The sequence below is a fragment of the Arthrobacter sp. MDT2-34-1 genome (assembly GCF_059091365.1).
In genome coordinates this window covers 1-607 of record NZ_JBNHGO010000103.1, presented here as the reverse complement: position 1 = coordinate 607, position 607 = coordinate 1, and the positions used below count along the sequence as shown (strand labels likewise).

At 66.7% G+C, this 607-nt stretch carries 2 protein-coding genes; one reads left to right on the top strand and one right to left on the bottom strand.

Going from position 1 to position 607, the window contains the following annotated elements:
* The first annotated feature begins 61 nt into the window (after nucleotides 1-61).
* On the top strand, nucleotides 62-226 hold the full coding sequence (locus AC5RVV_RS17865; protein WP_494002691.1) for a hypothetical protein: 165 nt from the start codon (nucleotides 62-64) through the stop codon (nucleotides 224-226).
* Nucleotides 227-343: 117 nt separating this feature from the next.
* Here AC5RVV_RS17865 and AC5RVV_RS17860 read toward each other — a convergent pair whose 3' ends face one another.
* Nucleotides 344-547 (bottom strand): hypothetical protein, encoded by a 204-nt coding sequence (locus AC5RVV_RS17860; protein ID WP_494002690.1) that lies wholly within the window; start codon nucleotides 545-547, stop codon nucleotides 344-346.
* Nucleotides 548-607: the final 60 nt, after the last annotated feature.

The window sequence follows — 607 nt, the reverse complement described above, 5'->3', positions numbered from 1 at the left end:
AGGCGGGGTTGGCCTTCCTCAGGGAGCATGACGCCGAGCTGTTGAAGCGTCTGGAGGACGCATGATCGACAACGCCCTGGAGTTCATGCGGGCCCGGCTGGGATCAACGCTGACCGCAGCCTTGGCCGGACGGGACGCCGCACCGGATGATCCGCGGCTGGAGATGGCTTGCCGGGTGTGGCAGATCCTGGAGGAGGCTGACGGCGCGCATATGGCGCGGATGTGATTCATCGGCGGGAATCCCAGGTTCTCTGAGAACACACCTGTTACCGCTATTCGGGAGGGAATGCCCGGCGTCCTGGCGGCCGCACGGGCGCAGGCAGAAGGCCAGCCTGACGTCTAATCAGGCGAAGACGCCCTGCTCGTACGCGTCCAGCGCGTCGAACAGCGGGTCCGGGCCTTCGAGCTGCAGGACATCGGCTGGCCGGGCACATGCCAGATGCGGATCGCTACCGCGGAGCCACAAAGCGGCCTGAGCCGGGGTCATGACCTCCAGCAGCCGGTCGGTCAGCTCATCGGCCCGTTTCCCCGCAGCGGTCACCAGCACAAGCAGTGCCTCCGCTCAGCCGTCATGCGACCAGTGTAGGGGAGCCGGCCGATACACTGC